The organism is Anaerotignum sp. (assembly GCF_017483025.1).
Taxonomy (GTDB): Bacteria; Bacillota; Clostridia; order Lachnospirales; family Anaerotignaceae; genus Anaerotignum_A.
Genome location: NZ_JAFUMA010000108.1, coordinates 13,334 through 39,485, shown reverse-complemented (window position 1 = coordinate 39,485; position 26,152 = coordinate 13,334). Strand labels below are relative to the sequence as shown.

Below are 26,152 nucleotides of genomic sequence, written 5' to 3'. Positions count from 1 at the left end.
TGATGAAGATGACCATTTCCTGCCCTGCGCCGAAGGTTTCTTCCAGGAAGGCAAAAGCATTGTCCAATGCTGCGGATGCTGCGTCGATGGCATCTTCTCTCTTTTCTGCTTCCGCTGCAAAAAGACCTTTCACCAGTTCGAAGGCTTCGTCCTTTTCACGGCAGCCTGCCTTTTTCCCTTCATCAAAGAAGAACTGCAGGCGTTCCCCTTCCCGCAGGCGGGCACGTTCCGCTGTTTTTTCCAAGAGGCCTGCTTTTCTTTCCCGGTTGAAGGCTGTTTCTCTTTCTTCAATGAGACCTGTGAACAGGTTTTCCCAGGGGGTTTCCTTGCAATAAGGACTTGCAAATCTTTCTTTTAATTCCAGCAATGCGCCGTGCAGCCCTGTTACCATCAGGTCCGCTTCGTATGCTTTCTGGAACCCTTCGGAAAGTTTGCTCAACAGCAGACCCATAACGCTCAGGCGTTCATCAAAGGGCGCTTCCTGCAGCTTCGCCACAGCCTGTTGTGTATATACGCCGCGAAGGATATCATCCACGCGGTAGTCTGTGCGATATTTCTTATACAAGTCGAGATAGTTTGCAAAATCCTTAGCGATTTTTCTATGCTGCAGATACTGATACACCAGACCTTCATCTACGGGCAGGTTCATATCTTCATAAACTTTCAGGATGGTGGACAGATCTTCCCAGCCGCGGGCGGTCACGAAACGTTTGCCGTCCACAGTGGTTTCCATGGCATAGAAATGATTTTTTCTGATTTCCAGATAAGAAAGGATGGCGCCGTGGATGCCCTGTTTATAGGCATATTCCTTCCAGACGGTGAAATCGGGTTCTACGTCGATCTTCTTCACACGGTCGAGAGTAACCACATCGAATTCGCGCACGCTCTTGTTATATTCGGGCGGATTGCCCGCTGCGGCGATGAGCCAGCCATCGGGAACCTTGTGGGCGCCGAAGGTTTTGCACTGCAAAAACTGCAGCATGGCAGGGGCCAGTGTTTCGGAAGCACAGTTGATTTCGTCAATAAAAAGGATGCCCTCTTTCAGGCCGGTTTCCTCCATTTTATCGTAGACAGAAGCAATGATTTCGCTCATGGTGTATTCTGTTACGGCGTATTCCTTGCCGCCGTAGTCTTTTTTGCTGATGAAAGGCAGGCCGATGGCGGACTGTCTGGTGTGGTGGGTGATGCTGTAGGAAACCAGGGCAACGCCACATTCCCTTGCCACTTGTTCCATAACGGCAGTTTTCCCGATACCGGGGGCGCCCATCAGTAGAACGGGACGCTGACGCACAGCGGGAATTCTATATTCGCCAAATTCATCCTTTGCCAGATATGCCTGTATCGAATGTTTGATTTCTTCTTTCGCTCTTTTAATATCCATAATCATACCTCACGGTTTTTTATTTCTAAGTCATCTTTGCCTATGATAAGCTTCATGGCCCAAGGCGGAACATTGACATCCATATAATCCTCGTGGTAGAACACGAACGCCGCATCATAGTTCGGTCGGCGTTTCGGGAATGTCCCATAGCCGTCCGTAAAATAAATCAGCCCTTTCAGATTCTGGAAGGCTTTTTCCTCTATCAGCTTATCCACGTATTGGAACACCGGTCGGAAATCCGTCCCGCCGCTGCCCCGCAGCTCAAAATCTTCCATGAACAGCGCCAGTTCCTCGGCGGAAGTGATTTTTTTATCCATCTGCACCGCCGCGTCGCACTGGATGATGTGGATATTCACCTTATGGAAAAAGCTTTCGCTGCTGGAAAGAATGGCATAAGTCTCTTCCAGAAACCGCTTCACCGTCTCCCCTTCGCAGGATTCGGAAGTATCGATGGCAATGACCAGTTCCTCTACTTTTTTCACTTCTTTATATTCCAACGCTTCGATCAGGGGCAGATTGCCGTACATCTGCAGGCCATAGGTATAGAAAATGAAGTCGAAGGCATCATCATCCACCCGCATGTCCTCTTTCAGCGTCACGAATTTCTGCAGAAACTGCCGATAATCGTAGCGTTCTCTGTTTTCCACTTTCAAATATTGCAGCAGGTCGCCGGCTTCCTGTCCCATATCCTTAGAGAAGGTTTCCAGGTTCGTTTCGGTCTTTTCGCCGATCTCCGTCCATTTTTCCTCCAGCTGCTGCTGTTTTTCGTTCTGCTCCTGTTCCTGCTGCTGGTCATCGTTCTGGTTATCGTTCTGATCGTCCTGGTTCTGGTCATCGTCTTTTTTATGCTCCCAGAAAACATGGTCGTCCACCCAATATTCCAGCTGCAGTTTGCCAAATTCCTGTATATCCAGATTTTTTTCTTTCAGCACGCGATAAATGCCCTCGGCGGAAAGCACCTTCAATTCCCGGCGGAGCATATCGTAGGTCTCATTTCGTTTATCGGAAACCACCAGATGCACCGCTTTACTGGGCAGGGAATCGATGATGGATTCCACGGCGATATCGCAGGCCAGGTGCCACAGTTCCTCATCTCTATCATTTAAATGGAAGGGATGGCGGAACAAACAATGCAAAACCATATGCAGATAGGCGCGGTTCACCAGCACACGGTCGCTGGTATATCTCTGCACCAGATAACGAGGGTTGAACAGAATCTTCTCGCCATCGGTACCAACATACAGAGAGGACAGGTTCATTTCATATTTCAGGCCGCTCAGAGCCAGGTCTAAAAAGCGCATGGACAGATAAAGCTCATTTCTGGATGCGCTCAGGATATTCGTACCAAGCTGTATCAATTTCTGATGTGTCTCATTCATTTTCCCCGTCCCCTCCTTTCTTTTTATAAATCAAAGGTTTTCTTTTTGCGGGCAGGTGCAAAATGCTTGTGCTGGTAATCCATCAGGAAGCTGAGGATGGCTGTGCGCCCTTTCGCCTGGGCCAGTTCAATGGTTCTGGGCAGGTTTTCCGCTGTCAGCAGACCCCAATCCGCAAATAATTTGATTTTCTCTGTTTCATTTCGGTTCATATAATATTCCGCCGCCCAAAGGAAATGGTCGCGGATATAATCCAGATAAACCTCCCGATGCTTTTCCTGCAGACGATAGGGATATTCCAGGCGGCACATTGCCAGGAGAAGCACCGTTTCCGCCGCATCCTCTCTTCTGGTCAGGTAAAAAATTTCATCATATCTGCGGAAATCGATCTCCGAATTGCCGATGCACTGGCGGAAGATATGGCCTGTGCCATAATTCACCTGATGGAACAGCCTTGCAGGCGTATCTTCGATATATTCATACTGGAAATCGGGGATGACCAGCTTCGCCCGTTTCGTTTCGCCACCCTCAATGGGAAAATCAATAGTCAGATGCAGCTCATGGTTCAGGCCGGAAGTCAGGTCGGAAATATGTCTGCATCGCCCGAAGGAAAGATAGGTCAGGCTGTCGCAATTGAGGAACATCCCTGTATTCAGGTCTGTTGTTGCCAAGGGAATATTGATCTCCTCCATTTTTCGGCAATTATAAAAGGCATATCTGCCGATACGCTCTACCCCTTCCGGCAGGCGCAGGCTTTTCAGCTTCATGCAGCCATAAAAGGCATAGCCCTCGATGCTTTTCAGGCCGGCAGGCAGGGTCACCTGTTCCAGAGAGGAGCAGTCATTGAACATTCTTTCTGAAACTGCCGTCAGTCTGGAAGGCAGATGGATATGTTCCAGGGCAGAACAGCCGGAAAAAGCATAGGCGCCGATGGTTTCAATGGAATCAGGCAGAAAAACTCTGCGCAAAGCCTGTCCTTCTGCTGCCGTTTCTCCCACTTCTGTCACAAAGGCCAATTCTGCCACCAGTTCGTCCCCAGGCTCTGCCGCGGGGGCTTCCTCCTCTGCAGCAAAGGCCTTTTCACCAATGGCGATGACAGGAACGCCGGCGATTTTCTCAGGGATGCGCACTTCCGCCGCCCTTCCCTGCATTTTTGTAACCACTGCGCCCTTTTCTTCCAATTTATATTCGATTTGTATAGACAAAGATTGTTTCATTTTGGTGATCCTCTTTTCTGCTTACACTAGCTTTTATTATATTCTCCCTAAGATAGGCTGTCAAAATGTTTCGCCGGAAATGAAGAAAATCTCAAAATTCCTTCCAAAAAGCAGAAATCACACCACCTTTTGCAGCAAAAGAAAGAAAATTCGAAAAAAATTCTTGATTTTCTGTAAGTTAGGCATTGCATATTCGTTATCTTTATGGTAATATATTTTCAAGAAAAACATAAAAATAAATAGATTTTGTAACCAAAAATAAGAAGTGAGGGGTATATATATGAAAAAATTATTTGCATTGGCACTGACAGCAGTAATGGCATTTGGTATGATCGGCTGCGGCGGCTCTGAGAAAGCAGCAGAAGAAACCGCAATGCTGACAGACGAAGGCGCAGAAGAAATCGTAGAAGACGGCATTATCATCGGTATGGGCGATGTGCCTCTGGCAGGCGATCCCGATGATGATATCCATGAATATGTATATGAAGTGGTAGAGCTGGTGAACGAAGAACGTGCGGCAGAAGGTCTGGCACCTCTGGAACTGGATCTGACCCTTTGCGAAGCAGCACAGGTTCGTGCGGAAGAAGCAAAAACATCCTTCAGCCACACTCGTCCTAATGGTTCCAAATGCTTCACAGCCCTGGCAGACGCAGGCGTATCCTACCAGTTTGCAGGCGAAAACCTGGCAGGCAAGATCAAAACTCCTGAAAAAGTCGTAAAAGCATGGATGGATTCCGAAGGCCACAGAAAAAACATCATGGCTGAAAAATACAGCTACATCGGCATCGGCTATGTAGAAAACGGCAATTACTGGGCACAGTTCTTTATTGGATAAGCGCAGAAAACCATGTAAATCAGAAAAGTCATTTCAACTGCTTGCAGAATGAAATGACTTTTTTTATTTACGATGACTTGCGGAGCAAGGACATGAGTAACGCGTAGCTTTATGAACAGTTTTTTCCGCATAAAAATATAAAAGCCCTCCAAATGGAGGGCTTTTGGTTTGCTTATGGAAGCAGAGATCATTCGCCAAGTTCAGCTTTCAGAACTTTGCCCAGTCTCTTCATACCTTCAACCAGCTGTTCTTCTGTCGCGTTGGAGTAGTTCAGACGGAAGTGGTTTTCTTTGCCGGGGTAAGGATAGAACGCACCGCCGGGAACGTATGCAACGTTCTGTTCCAGACATTTAGGAGCGATCTTGCCAGCATCTACGCCTTCGGGCAGTGTGATCCATGTGAACAGACCGCCTTCGGGTGTTGTGTGTTCTACGCAGCTGGGGAAGTATTCTTTGATGCAGTTCAGCATCAGGTCTCTTCTGCCTTTGTAAACTGCTTTGATCTTATCAACGTGTGCATCCAGATCATACATTTCCATGAATTTGCTTGCTACCATCTGGTCGATGGAGGATGTCTGCAGGTCAGCACCCTGTTTTACGAAGTTATATTTTGCCAGAACTTCTGTGGGAGCGCAAACCCAACCGATACGCAGACCGGGGCAGAATACTTTGGACATTGTACCCAGGAAGATTACCAGATCTTTTGTATCCATGGATTTCAGGGAAGGCAGATATTCGCCTTCGAAACGCAGATCGCCGTAAGGGTTATCTTCGATAACGGGGATTTCATATTTGTTTACCAGTTCCATGAAGTGTTCTCTTCTCTCCATGGACCATGTTTTACCGGAGGGGTTCTGGAAGTCGGGGATAACGTAGATCAGTTTTATGTTTTCTGTTGTTGCCAGGATCTTTTCCAGTTCTTCGGGGATCATGCCGTAGTCATCTGTAGGAACTTCAACATATGTAGGTTCGCAAGCGTTGAATGCGTTCAGCGCGCCAACGTAGGAAGGAGATTCAACCAGGATAACGTCGCCGGGGTTCAGGAATACGCGAGCGGAGAAATCCAGACCCTGCTGGGAACCGCTTGTGATCAGAACATGGTCGATATCTGTTTTGATGTGCAGTCTTTTTTCCATTCTTTCAACGATTTTTTCACGCAGAGGAACATAGCCTTCTGTGGGAGCATACTGCAGTGCTTTCTGGCCGATTTCATCCAGAACTGCGCAAGTTGCTGCTTTAACACCTTCAACGGGGAACAGTTCAGGTGCGGGCATACCGCCTGCAAAAGAGATAACTTCGGGTCTTGCTGTCAGTGCCATCAGTTCTCTTACTGCGGAACCTTTCAGACGGTTCATTCTGTTAGCAAATGTATATTCCATTCTTCTTCCTCCTTAAAAATATAAAATAAGTGAATAAGTGTCAGACAACTCGGGCAATTTTTCGCGTCATTCAGAAAAAATATCGAAAATCACCCCTTCAACTGTTATTTAAACACAAAAAATAAACAAAGTCAATTCCTTTTAGCGAATGCACAAAAACAAAAACAACCAAAACAAGGACGAGAATTTGCATCATTTTTGCACGAATTGAATACTATTAAGAAAATTAACAGAAAAAATGTTACACAGCCTTGTCCTACAATGTATTTATAAAAGTACAATCTGCCTAAAATCCATTTTTTTCTCACCTCTTTTTTGTGCCGAATTTAATCATTTTTTTAACAATCTGCCCAAAAAAGACACCCGCCGCAACACTTTTCAGACATCAGACTACACATGGAAAATAAGTTTACTTTTTCATCATCTTTTCATAACATTTTGCGGGAGTTTATGCTATAATCATAGAAACTGGGTTTTTGTGCCCATATGTAATATCCTACCACGTTTACATAATCTAGTAAAGTTAGGATATCATTATTTTTACAAAAAGAATGACTCCAAAAACAGACAGGGTGTATCGTATGGAAACTTTCAAAAGCATTTTAGGCAGTCTGGGGATCACAGAATTCGCAAGGCCTTCCCTTGGCATTACGGATATTCTGGATATCCTCATTGTTGCCTACATTATTTATAAAATCATATTCTGGATCAAAGAGACCCGTGCGTGGGTGCTGTTCAAAGGCATCCTGGTGATCTTCGCTTTGGCGGCGGTCGCTACCTTGCTGCGGCTGAACACCATCCTCTGGATCCTCTCCAATACCATCTCTGTGGGCATCATCGCCGTCATCGTCGTTTTCCAGCCGGAGCTGAGAAAGGCACTGGAGCAGCTGGGCAAAGGGAAATTTTTCTCTTATTTTACCCGCAGCACGGAAGAGGCTGACGATAAAGCCAGCCGCCGTACCGTTGATGAGATCGTAAAGGCCGCAGAAAAGATGGGCTCTGTGAAAACAGGCGCCCTCATCCTCATCGAGCAGGAAGTCCCCCTGGGCGACCTGGAGCGTACCGGTATCCCCATCGATGCCATCGTTTCCAGCCAGCTGCTCATCAATATTTTCGAACATAACACACCGCTGCATGATGGTGCTGTGATCGTGCGCCGCAACCGCGTCGCTGCTGCTACCTGTTTCCTGCCGCTGACCGACAGTAACGAGATCAGCATGGAGCTGGGTACCCGCCACAGAGCTGCCATTGGTGCCAGCGAGGTTTCCGATGCTTATGTCATCGTCGTTTCCGAAGAAACCGGCGCTATTTCCCTGGCAAGGGGCGGCGTGCTGTATCGCCATCTGACGCCCGACCAGCTCAGAAGCATGATCTCCCAGTCTCAGAAAGACGGTAATAAAAAGACATTTGCTACGATTTGGAAAGGACGGCAGGATAAAGAATGAAAAGATTTCAGGAATTACTGATGAAAGATATCGGCTGGAAGCTGCTTTCCGTTGCCATCGCCGCCATCATGTGGTTCATGGTCATCAATATCACCCAGCCCGTAGATACCCGCAGCTACAGCAGACCTCTGACTCTGGAAAATATGGATACCTTAAGCGCCCGGGGGCTGACGGTCGGCAATGCGGAAGAATTGAAAAATACAAAGATCACAGTAAAGGTAAAGGCCCAGAGAACCGCTCTGGACAGACTGAGCCAGAACCCCGACTGGATCACCGCTACGGTGGATCTGTCTGAGCTGGCTTATGCAGTCAATGGGGATACGGTAGCCCTGACTGTCAATGTTTCTATTTTGGGCGGCGGCAACAACTACGCCATCGGCAGCAAATCCCCCGCAGTGGTGGAAGCAAAAGTGGAAACCCTCACTTTCAAGGAAATGCCTGTGGAAGTGAAGATCCTGGGTGATGTGGAAACCGGCATATACCTTTCTCAGCCAAATATCAGCAATGAAACCGTTATGGTTTCCGGCCCCGCTTCTTTGGTCAACCGCGTCAACAGCGTACGGGCAGAGATCAGCGCAGAGGTGCTGCAGGCGGATTTCGAAGTAAAGGTAAAACTCATTTGCTACGATATCCATGGCATGGAGGTAAGCGGTGTTTCCACGAATGTACCGGAAGTCACCATTTCCTATGCTCTCCATGATATGAAGCAGATCCCTATCCAGGTGGATATTGCCGGCACACCCGCCAGCGGCTATCAGGTAGGCGACATCAGCTGCAGCCCCAGATATGCAGAAGTAACCGGTACAGAGGAAGATCTGGAAGAACTGATCTCCCTGCATCTGGATAGCATTGACGTTTCCGGCCGCACCTCTTCTGTCACAAAAACCTTCTCTCTGGAAGATTATCTGCCGGAAGGCATCCTGCTGAAGGAAGGCAGCGACACCACCATACAGGTGAGCGTTTCCATCGAGCCGCAGAACGGCAAGCAATTCACACTGAATGAATCCAACCTCACCCTGATCGGGGAAGAGGCCGGAAAAACATACAGCCTTGGCACAGCCCATGTCACCATTTCCGGCGACAGCAGCGCATTGAATGGGCTCCATGCCGGCGATCTGGACGGCACCGTCCATGTCAGCGGGCTGACCGAAGGCACCCATCGGGTACTGATCCATCTGGATCTGCCCAACGGGCTGAGCGCAAGCCCCGCTTATATTGATGTTACAGTCATCGGCGAAACAGAAACGCCGGAGAATGAATGATTTTGGAGGAATATAAAATGGCAAGATTATTTGGTACAGACGGCGTGAGAGGCGTTGCCAATACAGAACTGACCGGCGATCTGGCATTCCGCCTGGGCAGAGCCGGTGCATATGTACTGACAAAGGAAACAAAGCACGCGCCCCGCATTTTGGTAGCAATGGATACCCGCATCAGCGGCGATATGCTGGAAAGCGCTCTGGTGGCAGGCATCTGCTCCGTAGGCGCCCATGCAGTGGTGGCAGGCATCATCCCCACTCCCGCAGTGGCATATCTGGTAAGAAAATACAGACTGGATGCCGGCGTTATGATCTCCGCATCCCATAACCCCGTGGAATATAACGGCATCAAGTTTTTCAACAATCAGGGCTATAAGCTGAGTGATGAACTGGAAGATGAGATCGAAAGCATCATCCTGAGCCATCCCGAGATCCTGCCCAGCCCCACCGGTATCGGCCTGGGCACAAAGGGCTACGCGGAAGAAGCTCTGGACGACTATATTGCATTCCTGACAAAGACAACAACAGAAAAATTCGGCGGCATCAAGGTGGCTCTGGACTGTGCCAACGGCGCATCCTATAAGGCAGCCCCCATCGCTATGCTGGATCTGGGCGCAAGCCTCTGCATCATCCATAACGAACCCGACGGCACAAACATCAACGATAAATGCGGCTCCACTCATATGGAAGACCTGAAAGCCATGGTAGTAGAAAACGGCGCAGATATCGGCTTTGCCTTCGACGGCGATGCAGACCGCTGTCTGGCTGTGGATGAAAAAGGCGAATTGATCGATGGTGACAAGATCCTTGCCATCTGCGGCCTGGATATGAAACAGAGAGGCGAACTGGCGAAGGATACCATCGTAGGCACTGTCATGTCCAACCTGGGCCTGACTATGATGGGCAGAGAAAACGATATCAATATCCTGCAGACCTCCGTTGGCGACAGATACGTTTTGGAACGTATGCTGGCTGACGGCTACAATATCGGCGGCGAACAGAGCGGTCATGTCATCTTCCTGGACCACAACACCACAGGGGACGGCATCCTGACAGCTATCCAGATGCTTTCTGTGCTGAAACGCAGCGGCAAAAAGGCATCTGAACTGGCAAGCATCATGCAGACCATGCCCCAGGTGCTGGTCAATGCCCGCGTAAACAACGCGAAAAAGAACAGCTATATGGAAGATGCAGTAGTGCGCAAAGCCATTGAAGAGCTGGAAGCAGAATTCTCCCAGGATGGCAGAGTCCTGATCCGTACTTCCGGCACAGAACCTCTGGTTCGTGTCATGATCGAAGGCAAGGACATCGAAAAGATGGATAAGGAAGCCAGAAAACTGGCAGCTCTGATCGAAGAACGTTTGAAATAAAAACTCGTTGAAATCCTGATTTCAACGTAAGGGGGCCATGCCCCCGTATGTCTCCGTAGCTCAGCAGGATAGAGCGTCCGCCTCCTAAGCGGAAGGTCGTGGGTTCGAATCCCGTCGGGGACAAGCAGAAAATGCCGAGAAACCAACGTTTCTTGGCATTTTCTTTTTTTGAACACAAAAAAATGCAGGCAAAACAGGCTTTTTGCCTACAAAATAGTTATTACAAGTTGATAAGATATTTACGAAGCTGATTCATGTTTACAAACATCTTCACGGAGTAACGAGACAAAAGAAAATCTTGTACTTTTGGGCAGATAGAGATATAATGAAATTGCAACGAAATACAACAGCGGGGAGCTTGTGTTACAGGCTGAGAGGAAGATAATGATCTTCGACCCATATACCTGATTTGGATAATGCCAACGTAGGAATGCCTGTGTGACGAGAATACTAAGAAGTTATCCAAACTGGATAGCTTCTTTTTTTGTTGCAGAAGGAGGTGAAAACATGGTAAAAATCAACGGCGCGGAACTGAACATCAGTGGCAAAACAGTAGCAGAATATCTGGAAACAACGAACTACAATCCCTTGCGTATCGCTGTAGAACGGAACGGAGAAATCGTACCGAAAGCCCAGTATGCCGAAACAGTTTTGCAGGATGGCGACAGTATCGAAATCGTGAATTTTGTAGGAGGTGGCTGATTTGAGAAACATTCCAACAAAAGAGGAAATGCGGAAGGCGCAGGAGGCGCGCCATGGAAAAGAACTGCAGAAGAAATTTGCAGGCAGCACAGTTGCCATCTGCGGTCTTGGCGGGCTTGGTTCCAATGTTGCGATTTCCCTTGCCAGAGCTGGAATTGGGAAACTCATTCTGATCGATTTCGATGAAGTGGATATCACCAATCTCCATCGGCAGCAATATAAGGCGTTTCAGATCGGACTGCCGAAAACAGAAGCCCTTTCTGCCAATCTGCAGGAAATTGCACCCTATGTGGAAACGGAGACCCATACCGTTCGTGTGACGGAAGAGAATCTTGAGGAGCTGCTGGGCGAGGCGGATATTATCTGTGAGTCCTTTGACAAAGCAGAGGCGAAGGCCATGCTGGTCAATGGCGTTCTGGAAACATTCCCTGAGAAATATCTGGTGTCTGCATCTGGCATGGCTGGGTTTGGTTCTCCAAATACCATTCGCACAAGAAGGGTCATGGAGCGTTTTTATCTCTGTGGGGACGGTGTCAGCGATGTGGCGGATGATATCGGACTGGTATCTTCCCGCGTGATGCTTTGTGCCGCCCATGAGGCCCACACGATCCTGCGTATCCTGGCAGAAAAATTTGAACCATAATGAAAAGAAGGAAAAGAAAGAAGGAATTTTATGCAGAAAGATGACAAACTCATCATCGGCGGACATGAATTCAACTCCAGATTTATCCTGGGTTCCGGGAAATATTCCCTGAAGCTGATTGAATCTGCGGTGAAGGATGCTGGTGCGGAAATCATCACACTGGCAGTACGCAGAGCTAATACAAAGGAACAGGAAAATATTCTGGACTATATTCCAAAGAATGTTACTCTGCTGCCTAATACTTCCGGTGCAAGAAATGCAGAGGAAGCAGTGCGTATCGCCCGTCTGGCAAGGGAACTGGGCTGCGGTAATTTTGTAAAAGTAGAGATCATGCGTGACAGCAAATATCTCCTGCCCGATAACTACGAAACCATCAAGGCAACAGAAATTCTGGCAAAGGAAGGATTTGTGGTCATGCCTTATATGTATCCCGATCTGAATGTTGCCCGTGACTTGGTAAACGCTGGTGCGGCAACGATTATGCCTCTGGCATCCCCTATTGGTTCCAATAAGGGTCTGGCAACCAGAGAATTCATCCAAATTCTGGTGGATGAAATCGACCTGCCGATCATCGTAGACGCTGGCATTGGCAGACCCTCTCAGGCTTGCGAAGCCATGGAAATGGGCGCAGCGGCAATCATGGCAAATACTGCTCTGGCAACTGCAGGTGATCTGCCCTTAATGGCGGCAGCATTCCGTCAAGCAATCGAAGCAGGCAGAAAGGCATACCTCTCCGGCTTGGGCAGGGTATTGGTAAGAGGTGCATCTGCATCTGATCCTCTGACAGGCTTCCTGCATGACTAAGGAGGGAACGGCATGGAAAATCAATATTTTGTAGATTCCCAGTATCTTTCCGCGGAAGCACTGAAACGGAAGCATGAACTGGAAACGAACCCTGCGGCGAGGGCAAACCATATGGAATATATGCCCGGTATGGAGAAAATCGAATCTGAGGTCTGCGAAATGGTCATGAGCCAGATGAAATCTTACGATTATTCTCAGTACACAGCAAGGGATGTGCGTGCAGCACTGGAACATGAAACCTGCTCTATTGAGGATTTCAAGGCACTCCTTTCCCCTGCAGCAGAACCATTCTTAGAGGAAATGGCGCAGAAGGCAAGACTGGAGACCAGCAAGCATTTTGGCAACACGGTCTATCTGTTCACACCACTGTATATCGCCAACTATTGTGAAAACTACTGCGTTTACTGCGGCTTCAACTGCTATAACCATATCAACCGCATGAAACTTTCCATGGAGCAGATCGAAAGGGAAATGCAGGTCATCGCCGACAGTGGCATGGAAGAAATCCTGATCCTGACCGGGGAAAGCAGAGCCCAGAGTGATGTGCAGTATATCGGTGAAGCGTGCAAACTGGCGAGAAAATACTTCCGTATGGTGGGCATAGAAATTTATCCCGTGAATACGGATGAATACCGCTATCTCCACGAATGTGGTGTAGACTATGTGACTGTTTTTCAGGAGACATACGACACAGACAAATACGAAACCCTGCATCTGCTGGGACATAAGCGTGTATGGCCCTATCGCTTCGATGCCCAGGAAAGAGCACTTCGTGGTGGCATGAGAGGGGTAGCATTTTCCGCGTTGCTGGGTCTTTCTGATTTCAGAAAGGACGCGCTGGCCAGCGCATTGCATGTATATTATCTCCAGAGAAAATACCCCCACGCAGAGATGTCCTTATCCTGCCCCAGACTGAGACCCATTATCAACAATGACAAGATCAATCCACTGGATGTAGGTGAAAAACAGCTGTGTCAGATCATCTGTGCATACCGTATTTTCCTGCCCTTTGTCGGTATTACTGTATCTTCCCGTGAAAGCGCGGCTTTCCGCGATGGCATCGTGAAAATTGCGGCAACAAAAGTTTCTGCCGGCGTTTCCACAGGCATCGGCGACCATGAAAGCAAATATACCGGAAAAGAGGCAGATGGCACCGAAGGTGATGAACAGTTCGAAATCAACGATGACCGCAGCTTCGAAAAGATGTACGAGGACATGGCGGAGGAAGGACTTCAGCCGGTGCTGAATGATTATCTCTATGTCTGATATTTTATGTGTAACAAATCGAACCCTTTGCAAGGAAGATTTCCTTGAAAGAGTGGAAAAGATCGCTGCAAACCATCCCACGGGGATCATCCTGCGGGAAAAAGATTTAAGCGAAAAAGAGTATAAAGAATTGGCAGAGAAAGTTTTGCAGCTCTGCAAAAAATATCATGTTCCCTGCATGCTGCACAGTTTTGTGGATGCGGCAATCGAGCTGAGAGCAGAAAATATCCATTTACCCCTGCATATTCTTCGGGGGTTGGATGAAAAAACAAAAGAAAAATTCAAGATCATCGGTGCGTCCTGCCATTCTGTAGAAGAAGCAAAAGAAGCAGAACAGCTTGGATGCACATACATCACAGCAGGTCATGTTTTTCAGACAGACTGTAAAAAAGGACTGGCTCCCAGAGGGCTGGAATTCCTGCAGAATGTATGCAAAAGCGTATCCATTCCTGTATATGCCATCGGCGGTATCAGTAGTGAGAATATGGATGCAGTGCGAAAAACAGGTGCTGCGGGTGCTTGTGTGATGAGTGGCTTGATGCGATGTGAGAATGTGAAAGAAACAATGAAAGGCTTTGAAATAAAAGTATAAAAAAGAATAGCAACTAATAAACGAGTTTTTCTGACGATTTGAAAAATTGCCCGCAAACGGGAAGGCAGAAGGGGAGCGCCTTAGGCCTTGCAGAAAACAACAGCGATGGGAAGCCGTGTTCCGGCGTGAGAGGAGACCATGAAGTTTCGACCGAATTTTTATAAAAAAGACCAGAGGACTGGTCTACGGATTTTCGGGAGAACGCTGTTGAGAGACTCGTTCTCCCAATCATTTTTACAGAAATGGTGCAAAGAAAAAACAGCAGGAGGATATCCTCGTACGGTTCTTTGTTTGCATCCAATGCTAAAAAACATTGAAAAATCAACGCTTTCAGACGAATTAAGACTATTTAGAAAAAGCCATACTTTTTCTCCTGAGCGAAAGGCCGTGGGTTCGAATCCCGCCGGGACAGGGTAAGATAAAGTGTTGAAATATTGGATTTCAACACTTTTCTCTTTGTGCAAAAAACACCCGCACTCAACATAATGACGAAAAATCACTTTTTTTCGCCCGGTTTTTCGCCATTTATCCATGCCATTTTCTGTTGTATTCCATTTTTATTTCCTTTAAAATAAAAACGACGGGAAAAACCCGTGACTTTCAAAACTTAACAATTGTTTTTTCATACATAAGGAGGCAAATCATGGGCGGCTTTTTTGGCGTAACTTCCAATCAGGATTGCGTGCTGGATATCTTCTTCGGCGTAGACTATCATTCTCATCTGGGTACAAAAAAAGGTGGTATGGCGCTCCACAGCAAAGAGAAAGGATTCCAGCGGGAGATCCACAACATTGAAAACACACCCTTCCGTACAAAATTCGAAGATGATCTGCATGAATTTGAGGGCTGTGTTGCAGGCATCGGCTGCATCAGCGATAATGACCCCCAGCCCCTGCTGGTACGTTCCCACCTGGGCACCTATGCCATCACCACCATTGGCGCCATCACCAACGCAGACGAACTGCTCCAGGCTGAATTTGACAAAGGGCATCAGTTTATGTCCCGCTCCACCGGCAATGTAAACGAAACAGAACTCATTGCCTGCCTCATCAATCAGAAAGAAAACCTCATCAGCGGCATCAAGCATGCCCAGGAAGCCATCAAAGGCTCTGTCACACTGCTCATTTTAACAGAAGATGACTCCATCTATGCTGCCAGAGATAATCTGGGCAGACTGCCCGTCCTGATCGGGAAGGATGAAGAAGGCTATGCCGTTTCCTTCGAATCCTTCGCTTATCAGAAGCTGGGCTACGAAAACGAATATGAACTGGGCCCCGGCGAGATCGTAAAAATCACGCCCGAAGGCTATGAAACGCTGAAACCCGCAGGGGAAGAGATGAAGATCTGCGCCTTCCTTTGGAGCTACTATGGCTACCCTAACTCCAACTATGAAGGCGTGAACGTAGAAGTGATGCGCTATAAAAACGGCGAAATCATGGCCCGCGACGAAGCCCTGAACGGCACACTGCCCGATGTAGACTATGTAGCCGGCATCCCCGATTCCGGCGTGCCCCACGCTATGGGCTACGCAAAACAGAGCGGCCAGACCTATGCCCGTCCTTTTGTAAAATATACACCCACATGGCCCCGTTCCTTCACCCCCGCCAACCAGAAGATCCGCAACCGTGTGGCAAAAATGAAACAGATCCCCGTACCCGAACTGATCGAAGGCAAGAAGCTGCTGTTTGTAGACGACTCCATCGTTCGCGGTACACAGCTGAGAGAGACCGTGGACTTCCTGTATCATTCCAACGCCAAGGAAGTACATATGCGCTCCGCCTGCCCTCCCATCATGTACGGCTGCAAATTCCTGAACTTCACCAGCAAAGGCAGCGAAGATGACCTGCTAGCCCGCCGCATCATCCATGAACTGGAAGGACTGCAGGGCGATAAATATCTGGACGAGTATATAGACGCTTCTACAGAAAGAGGTCAGTGTATGCTGAAACGCATCTGTGAAAAGCTGGGCTTCTCTTCCTTGGGCTATCAGTCCCTGGAAGGCCTGCTGGAAGCCATCGGCCTGCCCAGAGAAAAAGTCTGCACCTACTGCTGGAACGGCAAGGAATAAACAAAAAACCAAGAACCACCTCAAATCGAGGTGGTTTTTTTGTTTCTCTTGTGTTATGCTTTGTATATAAGGCAAAAACAAATATCCCCAAGGAGGTCATATTTATGAGCGCAAAGGTTTACTTTTCCAGAGAAATTTCTCCTGAAAAAGTTTTGGAATTATACAAACTGGCTGGCAAGGAACTGAAAGGCAACGTTGCCATCAAGGTTCACTCCGGCGAAGCTGGCAACCAGAATTTCCTGCGCCCTGAATTTTGGAAACCCATCATCGACCACGTACAGGGCACTGTAACAGAATGTAACACAGCCTATGAAGGCGAACGCAACACGACAGAAAAGCACAAAGCCCTTATCGAAAAACACGGCTGGAATGCTTATTTCCCCTTCGACCTGCTGGATGCAGAAGGCCCCGACCTGGAACTGGATATCCCCAACGGCAAACGCATCAAAAAGAATTATGTGGGCAAAAACCTGGCAAACTATGATTCCCTGCTGGTGCTTTCCCACTTCAAAGGCCACCCCATGGGCGGCTACGGCGGCGCGCTGAAACAGCTTTCCATTGGTGTTGCTTCTTCCTTTGGCAAAGCCTATATCCATGGCGTTGGTGAACCTGAAAAGATCTGGACTGCAGACCACGATTCCTTCCTGGAATCCATGGCCGATGCGGCAGGCTCCATCGTGGAATATTTTAAAGGCGAAATCGTTTATGTAAACGTTATGATGAATATGTCCGTAGACTGCGACTGCTGCGCAGTAGCGGAAGACCCCTGTATGGCGGATATTGGTATTCTGGTTTCCCTGGACCCCATCGCCATCGACCAGGCTTGCCTGGATCTGGTCTATGCAGCCGATGACCCCGGTCGTCCTCACCTGCTGAAACGCATCGAATCCAGAAATGGCGTCCATACCATTGAAGCTGCGGCAGCGCTGGGCTATGGCTCCAGAGAATATAAATTGATCGAAGTAAAATAATCTTTAGAAAATAAGGCGTGGGACTCACGCCTTTTTCTTTTGCCAAAAATGGAAGTTTTTCGCCATTCCCGCTTTTTTATGTTATAATATATTTTTGAAATATTTGATTACAAAAGAGGAGAAACAATATGTTTGATTTGATCATTTCCGGACAAAGTTTCATCTTCCTGATGATCGCCAGCTTTCTGGCGGGATTCCTGGATTCCATCGCCGGCGGCGGCGGGCTCATTTCCCTGCCGGCATATATGCTCAGCGGCCTGCCCATGCATATGGTCTATGCCTGCAATAAATTTGCTGCGGCCTGCGGCACAACCATCGCCACCCTGCGCTACTACCGCAATAAAATGGTAGATATCCCCGTGGGGCTGACAGCGGCGGCGGGGGCCTTCCTTTGCTCCGCCATTGCGGCAAAAATCGTCCTTGTTCTGGACGACCGCACCCTGAAAACCATGATGCTGGTGATTTTGCCTGTCGTTGCCATCATCACACTGGTGAATAAAAACATGGGCAATGAAAACCAGTCTCATACCTTTACGAAAGGCAAAAAATACGCCTTTGCCTTCCTCATCGGCGGCATGATCGGGTTTTACGACGGCCTTTTCGGCCCCGGTACAGGCACCTTTGCCCTGATCGCCTTCTGCCTGATTTTGAAATATGACATGCGCACCGCAACGGGCAATGCCAAGTTCCTGAACCTGGCATCCAACTACGCCTCTCTGGTGGTATTCATTCTGGCGGGCACGGTATACTGGGCAGTTGCCATTCCCGCGGCGGCCTTCAATATCTGCGGCAACTACCTGGGGGCAGGGGTCGCCATCAAAAAGGGCGCTGCTGTCATCCGCAAGATGCTGATGATCGTTATCGTTCTATTATTTATCAAGGTTTTAAGCGAATTTTTCATGTAATAGAAAAAGCACCGACAATGTCGGTGCTTTTTTGATGTTCATTTTATGTCTTTCTTATTCACAATGGAAAGGTAAAAGCCGCTGCAGCAGCCCAAAACCGCCGCTCTGCAGGTGAAAAATTCCCAATGGTCGTTTTCCCATTCGGCAACACCCTGCTCCAGATAGACGTTTACCGCTTCGCAGCTTTCCTCCGGCGTACGCTCGGGGAAAAGGCGGATGAATTCTTTCAGACTGCCGTCGAATACGATTTTCTCGGGCAGTTCTTCACCGATCAGGAGCATGCCCCGCAGCTGGTCGACGCTGCACACCAGCGCGGCGTCTCCGCCTTTTGCCAGCCAATCAGCTTTTCCTTCTCCAAGGCAAATCAATTTACATTTTTCAAACATACAATCACCCTCTCTTGAGGGGGTGGAACCCCACTATTTCGATGCTTTTACTTTGATCCACAACTCGGCCAGCGTTTTCTTTAATACAGGATTGTCCTGAAATACTTCGTCCTTTTCGTATCCGGAACGAGGCACGTAAGCCTCATTATCCCCATAAGCGCCCTCTTCGCTGCTCAGTTCCAGCATAACTTCTTCATTGGAAGAGGTATAGCCAACGTACTCAGAGTTACCCATGGATGCTTCATAGGTCAGCACGTAATTGATGAATTCATGGGCCAGCAGAGGATTCTGGGCATTGGCAGGAATGACCATGGCATCGCTCCACAGGTTGGTGCCTTCCATGGGCTGCCAGAAGCTCATGTCTTCATTTTCCGCCAGAATCGTTGTGGCGTCGCCGCTGTATACCACTGCGATATCCTTGCTGCCGTTGATCATACCATCGATTACTTCGTCTGTTACATAAACAGGCGCCATGGTATCATTCATTTCCAGCAGCCAGTCATAGGCCGCATAAATTTCGTCCATGTTGTCCGTATTCATGGAATAGCCCAGGGCTTTCAACGCCATCATGAAGGAGTCACGCTCAGAGTCATAGATATAGATACGGCCTTTATAGTCTGTATTATGCAGGATATTATAGCCCTGTTCTTCCACCGCCGCAGGGTCAACGTTCTCATGGTTATAAACGATACCCACGCTGCCCCAGAAATAAGGCACAGAATAATCATGGTTGGGGTCGTAGGGCAGATTCTGCACGCCTTCCGCCAGGTTATCCAGATTGGGGATCAGGGAAAGATCCAGTTTCTGCAGCATATCGTCATTCATCAGGCGCTGGATCATATAATCGGAAGGAACCAGCACATCGTAGGCATCGCCTGCCTGAATCTTCGTATACATCATTTCGTTGGAATCGAAATATTCCACGATGACATCCACACCAAATTCCTTTTCAAAATCGCTGATGAGGTTTTCGCCCATATATTCGCCCCAGTTATAGAGCTTCAGGGTATTGGAGCCATATTTTGCAACAGCATCCTCGGGGGAGGTGCCGCCGCGGAGCATAGACGCCCCGAAACCGCCAACGGCGATCAAAACCGCCGCACAGACAGCAATGCCCGCCTTACTGAAGGACTGGCCGCTCTTGCCCTGTTTTTCCCGGATGACAGGAACCACATTCACAACGATCAGCGCAAATGTGATCAGCAGAATCACCAGCGTAGAAAGGGCGTTGATGGAAGGGTTTACACGTTTACTCATAGTGTAAACCAGAATGGAAATATTCTGTACACCGTTGCCTGTGACGAAATAAGAAATGATGAAATCGTCAAAGCTCATGGTGAAGGCAACCAGCGCACCGGATACGATACCGGGCATGATCTGGGGCACGATGACCTTCGTCAGTGCCTGGAAGGGGGTTGCCCCCAGGTCCATGGCTGCATCCGCCAGGTTTGGGTCAAGGGAACGAAGCTTTGGCATAACGGACAAGATCACATAAGGGATACAGAACATGATATGGGCCAGAAGCAATGTCAGAAAGCCCTTTTTGATGCCGATGGCGCTGAAGAACATCAGCAAACCGATGGCTGTTACGATTTCCGGGTTCATAATCGGCAGATTATTCACCTGTTCCACCAGATTGCGCAAAATCTTTTTGGAACGGGACATGCCGATAGCCGCCAGCGTGCCCGCGATCGTAGAAATGATCGTTGCCAGAATGGCGATAATGATGGTATAGACCACTGCTTCCATCATGGTGCTGTCCGCAAACATCTTTTCATACCAGCGGAGGGAAAATCCATCCAGATGGGTCAGGGAACGGGAACCATTGAAGGAAAATACGATGATATACAGGATAGGCAAGTAGAAGAAGATCATGGTCGCCGCCAATAAGACCTTGCCAGCAATGCCTGTTTTTTTCTTATTATCCATCCCTTACGCCCCCTTTCCATTTGCCGCAGGGTCGGTATCCACCTTGCGGGTCAGCCACATAGAGAGCATGATGATCACTGCCATGATCAGGGAGATGGCGGAACCGAAGTTCCAGTCGCCGCTGGTCAGGAACTGGGTCTCGATGACGTTACCCACCAGCACATACTGGCCGCCGCCCAAGAGTTTCGGGATAAAGAAGCTGGAAACCGCAGGCAGGAACACCAGGGTGATGCCGCTCAGAACCCCGGGCAGAGACAGAGGCAGTGTCACCTTCGTAAAGCACTGCACAGGATTTGCCCCCAGGTCGTTTGCCGCTTCCAACAGGCTCTTGTCCATCTTCGCCAGGGAAGAATGGATCTGCAGGATCATAAAGGGAATGAAGTTGTAGACCATCCCCAGGACTACCGCAAAGGTGGTATGGATCATATGGAAAGGCCCGATGCCAAAGAGGCCAAGGAAACTATTCAACAGGCCATCATCCTGCAGGATGCCCACCCATGCATAAGTACGCACCAGCATATTGATCCATGTGGGCAGGGTGATGAGCATGATCCAGAAGAAACCGCTCTTTTCCGGCCCTTTTGCGATAGCATAGGCAATGGGATAGCCCAGCAGGACACAGATGATGGTGGTTGCCACTGCGATCAGCAGGGAGCGTTTCAAAACATCCAGAAAAACCACATCCGTCAGGAAACGGACAAAGTTATCCAGGGTAAAACGGAAGGTGGTTACATCATTGCCTGCCGTTGTAAATGCATATAATAAGATCATCAGCATGGGAACAACGACCATAACAGCCAGCCAGCCCACATACGGATAGATCAGATTGCGAAATTGCCGCATTCGCTGTGCCCCCTTCCTTAATAATTATCTCTGGACATAATGTGGATGTCTTCGGGCTGGAACATCAGGCCCACTTCGTCACCCACTTCGAATTTATCCGTTGTGTCGATCTTATATTCATACCCCTTTGTGGCGAATGTCACATCATATACGCCGGGGGTGATGGTTTCGGGGTCGAAATCGTATTTTACGTCGGTGATTTCCACGGCTGTGCCGTCTTCCAGGCTCCATGCGGAGGCATTGGCCCATGTTTTCAGGTCTGTATCCAGGGCAATGGCTTCCTGAATTTCGTCTACCTTTTTAAAGAAATTCATGGCATAAATCTCTTCTTCATTTTCCATGCTTGTCACGCGGTTTTCATCCTTTACGATCATATTGATGGTGATGGATGTGCCGGCCGCCGTGGAGAAGGTTACGGGATATTTGCCATTTTCCTTTTTGATTTCATAATCTACTTCTTTAATGGAGATCAGTTCATCTTCATCAGGGTTCCAAGCCTGAGCATCGGCGCGGGCGATGATGGTCGCTTCATCCAGTTCTTCCACGTCTTCCATATCCAGATAGAAGTCATTGGCGGAGATTTTTTCATTTGCCGCTTCATTATAAACAGGTCTGTCGTTGGAAACTGCCATTTTTACGGTGATTTCCGTGCCGACCTTTGTTTCTACCATGGTTTCATAGTGCACGCCCTTGAACAGGACGGATTTTACCACGCCTTTCAGCTTGCCCTGTCCGCGGGGAACGATATCAAGGTCTTCGGGGCGGATGACAACATCTACCACTTCATTTTTATTAAAGCCATTATCCACACAGTCGAATCGTCTGCCTTCGAATACGACCTTATAATCATCTACCATCATGCCTTCGATGATATTGGATTCACCGATGAAGTTGGCAACAAAGGTATTGACGGGTTCGTTATAGATATCCGTGGGGCTGCCGATCTGCTGAATTTCACCCTCGTTCATAACAACGATTTTATCGGACATGGTCAGGGCTTCTTCCTGATCGTGGGTTACGTAGATGAAAGTGATACCGACTTCCTGCTGGATTTTCTTCAGCTCATGCTGCATTTCCTTACGCAGCTTCAGGTCCAGAGCGCCCAGAGGTTCATCCAGAAGGAGGACACTGGGTTCATTGACCAGGGCGCGGGCAATGGCGATACGCTGCTGCTGACCGCCGGACATGGCTGTCACGCTTCTATCCGCATATTCTTCCAGATTCACCAGCTTCAGCATACGTTTTACCTTCTGCTCAATGATATCCTTGGGTTCTTTTTTCAGCTTCAGGCCGAAAGCGATATTGTCATATACATTCATATGGGGGAAGAGAGCGTATTTCTGGAATACAGTGTTGACCTCTCTTTTATAGGGGGGCACATTGGAAATTTCCTGCCCGTCGAAGATGACCTGCCCCTGATCCTGTGTCAGGAAGCCGCCCAGGATACGCAGCAGTGTAGTTTTGCCGCAGCCGGAGGGGCCCAGCAGTGTCACAAATTCGTTTTCATAAATATCCAGATTGATGCCCTTCAGAACGACCTTGCCGTCTTCATAGCTTTTTACGATGTTTTTGAACTGAATGAGTTTCTTTTTCATCTTATCCTCCTAATTTATTTCAGAACAAAGGCGGTGTGGAGATCCAGAGAACCTTTGCAGTGGTTTTCTTTTCATTCTTCAGATAATGGCCCTTCTTGCCGGAAAGGTAGAAGGTCTCGCCCTTATGAACGGTGAATTTTTCTTCTCCATTCATCAGGATGACCGCGCCTTCCAGCACATAGCCGAATTCTTCGCCGCTATGGGGGTCCATCACAAAGGACTCACCGCCCTGGGGCAATTCCATGAGAATGGGTTCCATCTCATTTTTCTGGGTATTGGGAACGATCCAGTGGATCGTGTAATTTTCTCTTTCGTCTACAAAAAAGTCTTTTTTTCGGAAGACCAGCTGTTCCTGTTTTTCCTCCTTGAAGAAATCCGCCAGGGAACTGCCCAGCGCTTCCACGATATCATTCAAAGTGGCGATGGAGGGAGAGGTCAGGTCTCTTTCCAGCTGGGAAAGGAAGCCCTTCGTCAGCTCGCTTCGGCTTGCCAGCTCTTCCAGCGTCAGCCCTTTTTGTATGCGCAGTTGCTTAATTTTCCTGCCTATTTCCATATCCGCCATCTCCTTTGCTTTGTTTTAGTATTGCTAAACTTTCGAATTATTTTTACTAAACTTAGACTATTATACCGAAACTGCAGAGGAATGCAAGCAAAAATAAACAAAAAGTTTCATTTATTAAACTTTTCATCATTTTGCACCAAAAAGGGCAAAAAAAATCCCCTGAACTGCGGATCAGGGGGGAGGGTAAATAAAATATATATGAAAGCTTATTTGCTTTGTCTGCCTGCATTATAAATGAAATATATTTCATCGTCAATGCTATTAATGCACAAATATTCAGTCAAAAAGTGAAATTTTTTTCATTGCCCGTTCCTGGAGATAAAAAAACGTCCCGCCTCGGTCTGTCTCTTTCCGGAATATAAAGCCCCTTTATAAGCCAAAAATGCATTTTATTTCCACACAAACCCCTAAGATATCAAATCCCCTCTTGTATATTCCTGTATTTTCCTGTATAATTTTAAAGGTTATGGAACTAAAAAAATTGGAGGGATATCTATGTTAAAAGTATGGATCGTCGGTTCCGAAAGCCAGGTAGGCAAAACCATTGCCGCTGTGCTGGATACAACAGAACTGAAAGTCCTGTGTACCGATAAAGACGAACTGGACATCACAAATACAGAAGACGTGCTGAGCTATGGCGAGATCCAGCGCCCCGACGTCATCATCAACTGCGCCGCTATCACAGATATGAAGCTTTGCGAAGAAAACCCCGAGCTGGCTTACCGTGTCAATGCGCTGGGTGCCCGCAATCTGTCCCTGGTGGCAAGAAAACACAATGCAAAGATCGTACAGCTTTCCACTGACGACGTTTTTGACGGCAAGAAAAGAACAAAGCCCTATACAGAATTTGACGATACCAATCCCCTTTCCGTATATGGCCGTTCTAAAAGAGCCGGCGAAAACTACGTGAAGGAATTTACCCATAAACATTTCATTATCCGCAGCAACTGGGTCTATGGCAAAGGCGGCAGAAACTTCGTAAACGCACTCCTGAAAAGCGCAGAAACAGACAAGGAAGTTTCCATCCCCACAGACCAGTTCGGCTCTCCCACCAGCGCCCTGGATCTGGCCCGCATCATCCTGCATCTGATCCGCACAAACGAATATGGTACATACCATGCAACCTGCAAAGGCAAATGCAGCCGTATGGAATTCGCCCAGGAAATTTTAAGACTGGCAGGAAAAGACCTGAAGCTGAACCCTGCTGCAGCTGCCGATGTGCCCACTGCCCGCCCCGATTATGCCGTACTGGACAATTTCATCCTGCGCATCATTGATGTATATGAAATGCCCACATGGCAGGAATCTCTGAAAGAATATATGGAGGCATTATAATATGGAAAACACAGAAACAAAAGCAAAAAAGAAATTAGGCCTGACAACGAAAATCTTTATTGCCTTGATCGTCGGCGCAATCTTTGGTATGGTGCTCCATTATGTAGTGCCCTCCGGCCACATCAAAGATAACATCCTTATAGAAGGTGTACTGTATATCGTTGGGCAGGGCTTCATCCGCCTGATGAAAATGCTGGTAGTGCCTCTGGTATTCTGCTCCATCGTTTGCGGCAGCATGTCCATTGGCGATACCAAAAAGCTGGGTACCGTTGGTGTGCGCACTCTGGCCTTCTACCTGGCAACAACTGCTCTGGCCATCTGCGTTGCCCTGACTATGGGGAATATCCTGGACCCCGGTGTTGGTCTGGATATGTCTGCAATTTCTTCCAGCGCCGCAGAAGTACAGACCATGGAAGCAACTTCCATGTCCGCTACGCTCCTGAACATCATCCCCGATAACCCCATCGGCGCTCTGGCAAACGGCACCATGCTGCAGATCATCGTATTTGCCCTGATCGTCGGTATCATTCTGGCGAAGCTGGGTGAAAAAACCGAAACAGTAGCCAACTTCTTCAGCCAGTTCAACGACATTATGATGGAAATGACGATGATGGTCATGAGCCTGGCTCCCATCGGCGTATTCTGCCTGATCTCCAGAACTTTTGCAGGCATTGGTTTCTCCGCTTTCCTGCCTCTGGCAAAATACATGATCGCTGTTCTGCTGGCTCTGTGCGTACAGTGCTTCATCGTATATCTGGGTCTGCTGAAGATCTTCTCCGGCCTGAACCCCATTAAATTCATCAAAAACTTCTTCCCCGTTATGGCTTTTGCCTTCTCCACAGCCACATCCAATGCGACCATCCCTATGTCCATTGATACACTGGCAACAAAAATGGGGGTTTCCAAGAGAATTTCTTCCTTCACCATCCCTCTGGGTGCTACCATCAATATGGATGGTACAGCCATCATGCAGGGCGTGGCAGTCGTATTCGCTGCACAGGCTTTCGGCATCGCGCTGACTCCTGCCGACTATGTAACCGTTATCGGTACGGCTACCCTGGCATCCATCGGTACTGCCGGCGTACCCAGCGTAGGTCTGGTTACTCTGACAATGGTATTCAATTCCGTTGGCCTGCCCGTAGAAGCCATCGGCCTGATCATGGGTATCGACCGTATTCTGGATATGTCCCGTACAGCCGTTAACATCACAGGCGACGCAGTTTGTACCACCATCGTTGCCCACCAGAACAACGCTCTGGACAGAGAAGTTTTCAAAAACAGCTAAACAAA

The 26,152-nt window shown here is 48.2% G+C and carries 22 protein-coding genes, 1 tRNA gene, 1 pseudogene and 1 riboswitch; of the genes and pseudogenes, 15 read left to right on the top strand and 9 right to left on the bottom strand.

All coding sequences use genetic code 11. The annotated features are described in order from the left end of the window. The 3 genes from IJ369_RS09535 to IJ369_RS09525 form a co-directional block, all read right to left on the bottom strand. On the bottom strand, nucleotides 1–1,381 hold a 1,381-nt coding region (locus tag IJ369_RS09535), incomplete at its 3' end, for an ATP-binding protein (protein ID WP_290718487.1). A 2-nt stretch (nucleotides 1,382–1,383) separates the two neighbouring features. Next, a complete protein-coding gene (locus IJ369_RS09530) occupies nucleotides 1,384–2,760 on the bottom strand; it encodes a vWA domain-containing protein (RefSeq protein ID WP_290718486.1) in 1,377 nt (458 codons plus the stop codon). Nucleotides 2,761–2,783: 23 nt separating this feature from the next. After that, on the bottom strand, nucleotides 2,784–3,974 hold the full coding sequence (locus tag IJ369_RS09525; RefSeq protein WP_290718485.1) for a leucine-rich repeat domain-containing protein: 1,191 nt from the start codon (nucleotides 3,972–3,974) through the stop codon (nucleotides 2,784–2,786). Between the two features lie 280 nt (nucleotides 3,975–4,254). Between IJ369_RS09525 and IJ369_RS09520 the strand changes: the two genes are divergently transcribed. Beyond that, on the top strand, nucleotides 4,255–4,809 hold the full coding sequence (locus tag IJ369_RS09520) for a CAP domain-containing protein (RefSeq protein WP_290718484.1): 555 nt from the start codon (nucleotides 4,255–4,257) through the stop codon (nucleotides 4,807–4,809). A gap of 187 nt (nucleotides 4,810–4,996) precedes the next feature. Here IJ369_RS09520 and IJ369_RS09515 read toward each other — a convergent pair whose 3' ends face one another. Beyond that, nucleotides 4,997–6,187: an aminotransferase-like domain-containing protein gene (locus IJ369_RS09515; RefSeq protein ID WP_290718483.1), complete on the bottom strand. Its 1,191-nt coding sequence runs from the start codon at nucleotides 6,185–6,187 to the stop codon at nucleotides 4,997–4,999. Between the two features lie 581 nt (nucleotides 6,188–6,768). Between IJ369_RS09515 and cdaA the strand changes: the two genes are divergently transcribed. From cdaA to IJ369_RS09455, 12 genes are all read left to right on the top strand, one after another. Then, on the top strand, nucleotides 6,769–7,632 hold the full coding sequence (gene cdaA, locus IJ369_RS09510) for a diadenylate cyclase CdaA (RefSeq protein WP_290718482.1): 864 nt from the start codon (nucleotides 6,769–6,771) through the stop codon (nucleotides 7,630–7,632). Continuing rightward, the gene (locus IJ369_RS09505) at nucleotides 7,629–8,894 is read left to right on the top strand and encodes a CdaR family protein (RefSeq protein ID WP_290718481.1); all 1,266 of its coding nucleotides are present in this window, start codon (nucleotides 7,629–7,631) and stop codon (nucleotides 8,892–8,894) included. Before cdaA ends, IJ369_RS09505 begins: the two co-directional genes overlap by 4 nt. A gap of 17 nt (nucleotides 8,895–8,911) precedes the next feature. Further along, nucleotides 8,912–10,261, top strand: coding sequence for a phosphoglucosamine mutase (gene glmM, locus IJ369_RS09500; protein WP_290718477.1), 1,350 nt, complete (start codon nucleotides 8,912–8,914; stop codon nucleotides 10,259–10,261). A 49-nt stretch (nucleotides 10,262–10,310) separates the two neighbouring features. Next, nucleotides 10,311–10,384: transfer RNA gene (locus IJ369_RS09495), tRNA-Arg, on the top strand. Between the two features lie 217 nt (nucleotides 10,385–10,601). Further along, nucleotides 10,602–10,712, top strand: a riboswitch (TPP riboswitch). A gap of 56 nt (nucleotides 10,713–10,768) precedes the next feature. After that, on the top strand, nucleotides 10,769–10,963 hold the full coding sequence (gene thiS / locus IJ369_RS09490; RefSeq protein WP_290718475.1) for a sulfur carrier protein ThiS: 195 nt from the start codon (nucleotides 10,769–10,771) through the stop codon (nucleotides 10,961–10,963). Beyond that, entirely contained in the window at nucleotides 10,956–11,606 is a 651-nt protein-coding gene (gene thiF / locus IJ369_RS09485; protein WP_334298198.1) for a thiamine biosynthesis protein ThiF, read from the top strand. The genes thiS and thiF overlap by 8 nt, the downstream gene beginning before the upstream one ends. A 30-nt stretch (nucleotides 11,607–11,636) precedes the next feature. After that, on the top strand, nucleotides 11,637–12,410 hold the full coding sequence (locus IJ369_RS09480) for a thiazole synthase (RefSeq protein ID WP_290718471.1): 774 nt from the start codon (nucleotides 11,637–11,639) through the stop codon (nucleotides 12,408–12,410). A 12-nt stretch (nucleotides 12,411–12,422) separates the two neighbouring features. Beyond that, nucleotides 12,423–13,676 (top strand): 2-iminoacetate synthase ThiH, encoded by a 1,254-nt coding sequence (thiH, locus tag IJ369_RS09475; RefSeq protein WP_290718469.1) that lies wholly within the window; start codon nucleotides 12,423–12,425, stop codon nucleotides 13,674–13,676. Continuing rightward, nucleotides 13,669–14,268: a thiamine phosphate synthase gene (locus IJ369_RS09470; protein WP_290718467.1), complete on the top strand. Its 600-nt coding sequence runs from the start codon at nucleotides 13,669–13,671 to the stop codon at nucleotides 14,266–14,268. The genes thiH and IJ369_RS09470 overlap by 8 nt, the downstream gene beginning before the upstream one ends. Before the next feature lie 643 nt (nucleotides 14,269–14,911). Then, entirely contained in the window at nucleotides 14,912–16,336 is a 1,425-nt protein-coding gene (locus tag IJ369_RS09465) for an amidophosphoribosyltransferase (RefSeq protein WP_290718465.1), read from the top strand. Nucleotides 16,337–16,440: 104 nt separating this feature from the next. Beyond that, on the top strand, nucleotides 16,441–17,307 hold the full coding sequence (locus tag IJ369_RS09460; RefSeq protein ID WP_290718463.1) for a DUF362 domain-containing protein: 867 nt from the start codon (nucleotides 16,441–16,443) through the stop codon (nucleotides 17,305–17,307). Between the two features lie 128 nt (nucleotides 17,308–17,435). After that, nucleotides 17,436–18,212 (top strand): sulfite exporter TauE/SafE family protein, encoded by a 777-nt coding sequence (locus IJ369_RS09455; protein WP_290718461.1) that lies wholly within the window; start codon nucleotides 17,436–17,438, stop codon nucleotides 18,210–18,212. A gap of 38 nt (nucleotides 18,213–18,250) precedes the next feature. On the opposite strand, the gene IJ369_RS09450 is transcribed toward IJ369_RS09455, so the two are convergent. The 5 genes and pseudogenes from IJ369_RS09450 to IJ369_RS09430 form a co-directional block, all read right to left on the bottom strand. Continuing rightward, nucleotides 18,251–18,598 (bottom strand): hypothetical protein, encoded by a 348-nt coding sequence (locus tag IJ369_RS09450; RefSeq protein ID WP_290718459.1) that lies wholly within the window; start codon nucleotides 18,596–18,598, stop codon nucleotides 18,251–18,253. A gap of 33 nt (nucleotides 18,599–18,631) precedes the next feature. Continuing rightward, complete coding sequence (locus tag IJ369_RS09445) at nucleotides 18,632–20,527, bottom strand: extracellular solute-binding protein (protein ID WP_290718457.1); 1,896 nt, start codon at nucleotides 20,525–20,527, stop codon at nucleotides 18,632–18,634. 3 nt (nucleotides 20,528–20,530) lie between these two features. Continuing rightward, the gene (locus tag IJ369_RS09440) at nucleotides 20,531–21,370 is read right to left on the bottom strand and encodes an ABC transporter permease (RefSeq protein ID WP_290718455.1); all 840 of its coding nucleotides are present in this window, start codon (nucleotides 21,368–21,370) and stop codon (nucleotides 20,531–20,533) included. 584 nt (nucleotides 21,371–21,954) lie between these two features. Further along, nucleotides 21,955–22,965: pseudogene (locus IJ369_RS10920) on the bottom strand (ABC transporter ATP-binding protein); the annotation flags it as partial. A gap of 19 nt (nucleotides 22,966–22,984) precedes the next feature. Further along, complete coding sequence (locus IJ369_RS09430) at nucleotides 22,985–23,518, bottom strand: helix-turn-helix domain-containing protein (protein ID WP_290718453.1); 534 nt, start codon at nucleotides 23,516–23,518, stop codon at nucleotides 22,985–22,987. Between the two features lie 504 nt (nucleotides 23,519–24,022). On the opposite strand from IJ369_RS09430, the gene rfbD reads away from it, so the two are divergent. Both rfbD and IJ369_RS09420 read left to right on the top strand, forming a co-directional pair. Beyond that, nucleotides 24,023–24,862, top strand: coding sequence for a dTDP-4-dehydrorhamnose reductase (rfbD, locus tag IJ369_RS09425; protein WP_290718452.1), 840 nt, complete (start codon nucleotides 24,023–24,025; stop codon nucleotides 24,860–24,862). A gap of 1 nt (nucleotide 24,863) precedes the next feature. Continuing rightward, the gene (locus tag IJ369_RS09420; RefSeq protein ID WP_290718450.1) at nucleotides 24,864–26,147 is read left to right on the top strand and encodes a dicarboxylate/amino acid:cation symporter; all 1,284 of its coding nucleotides are present in this window, start codon (nucleotides 24,864–24,866) and stop codon (nucleotides 26,145–26,147) included. The last annotated feature ends 5 nt before the right edge of the window (nucleotides 26,148–26,152 follow it).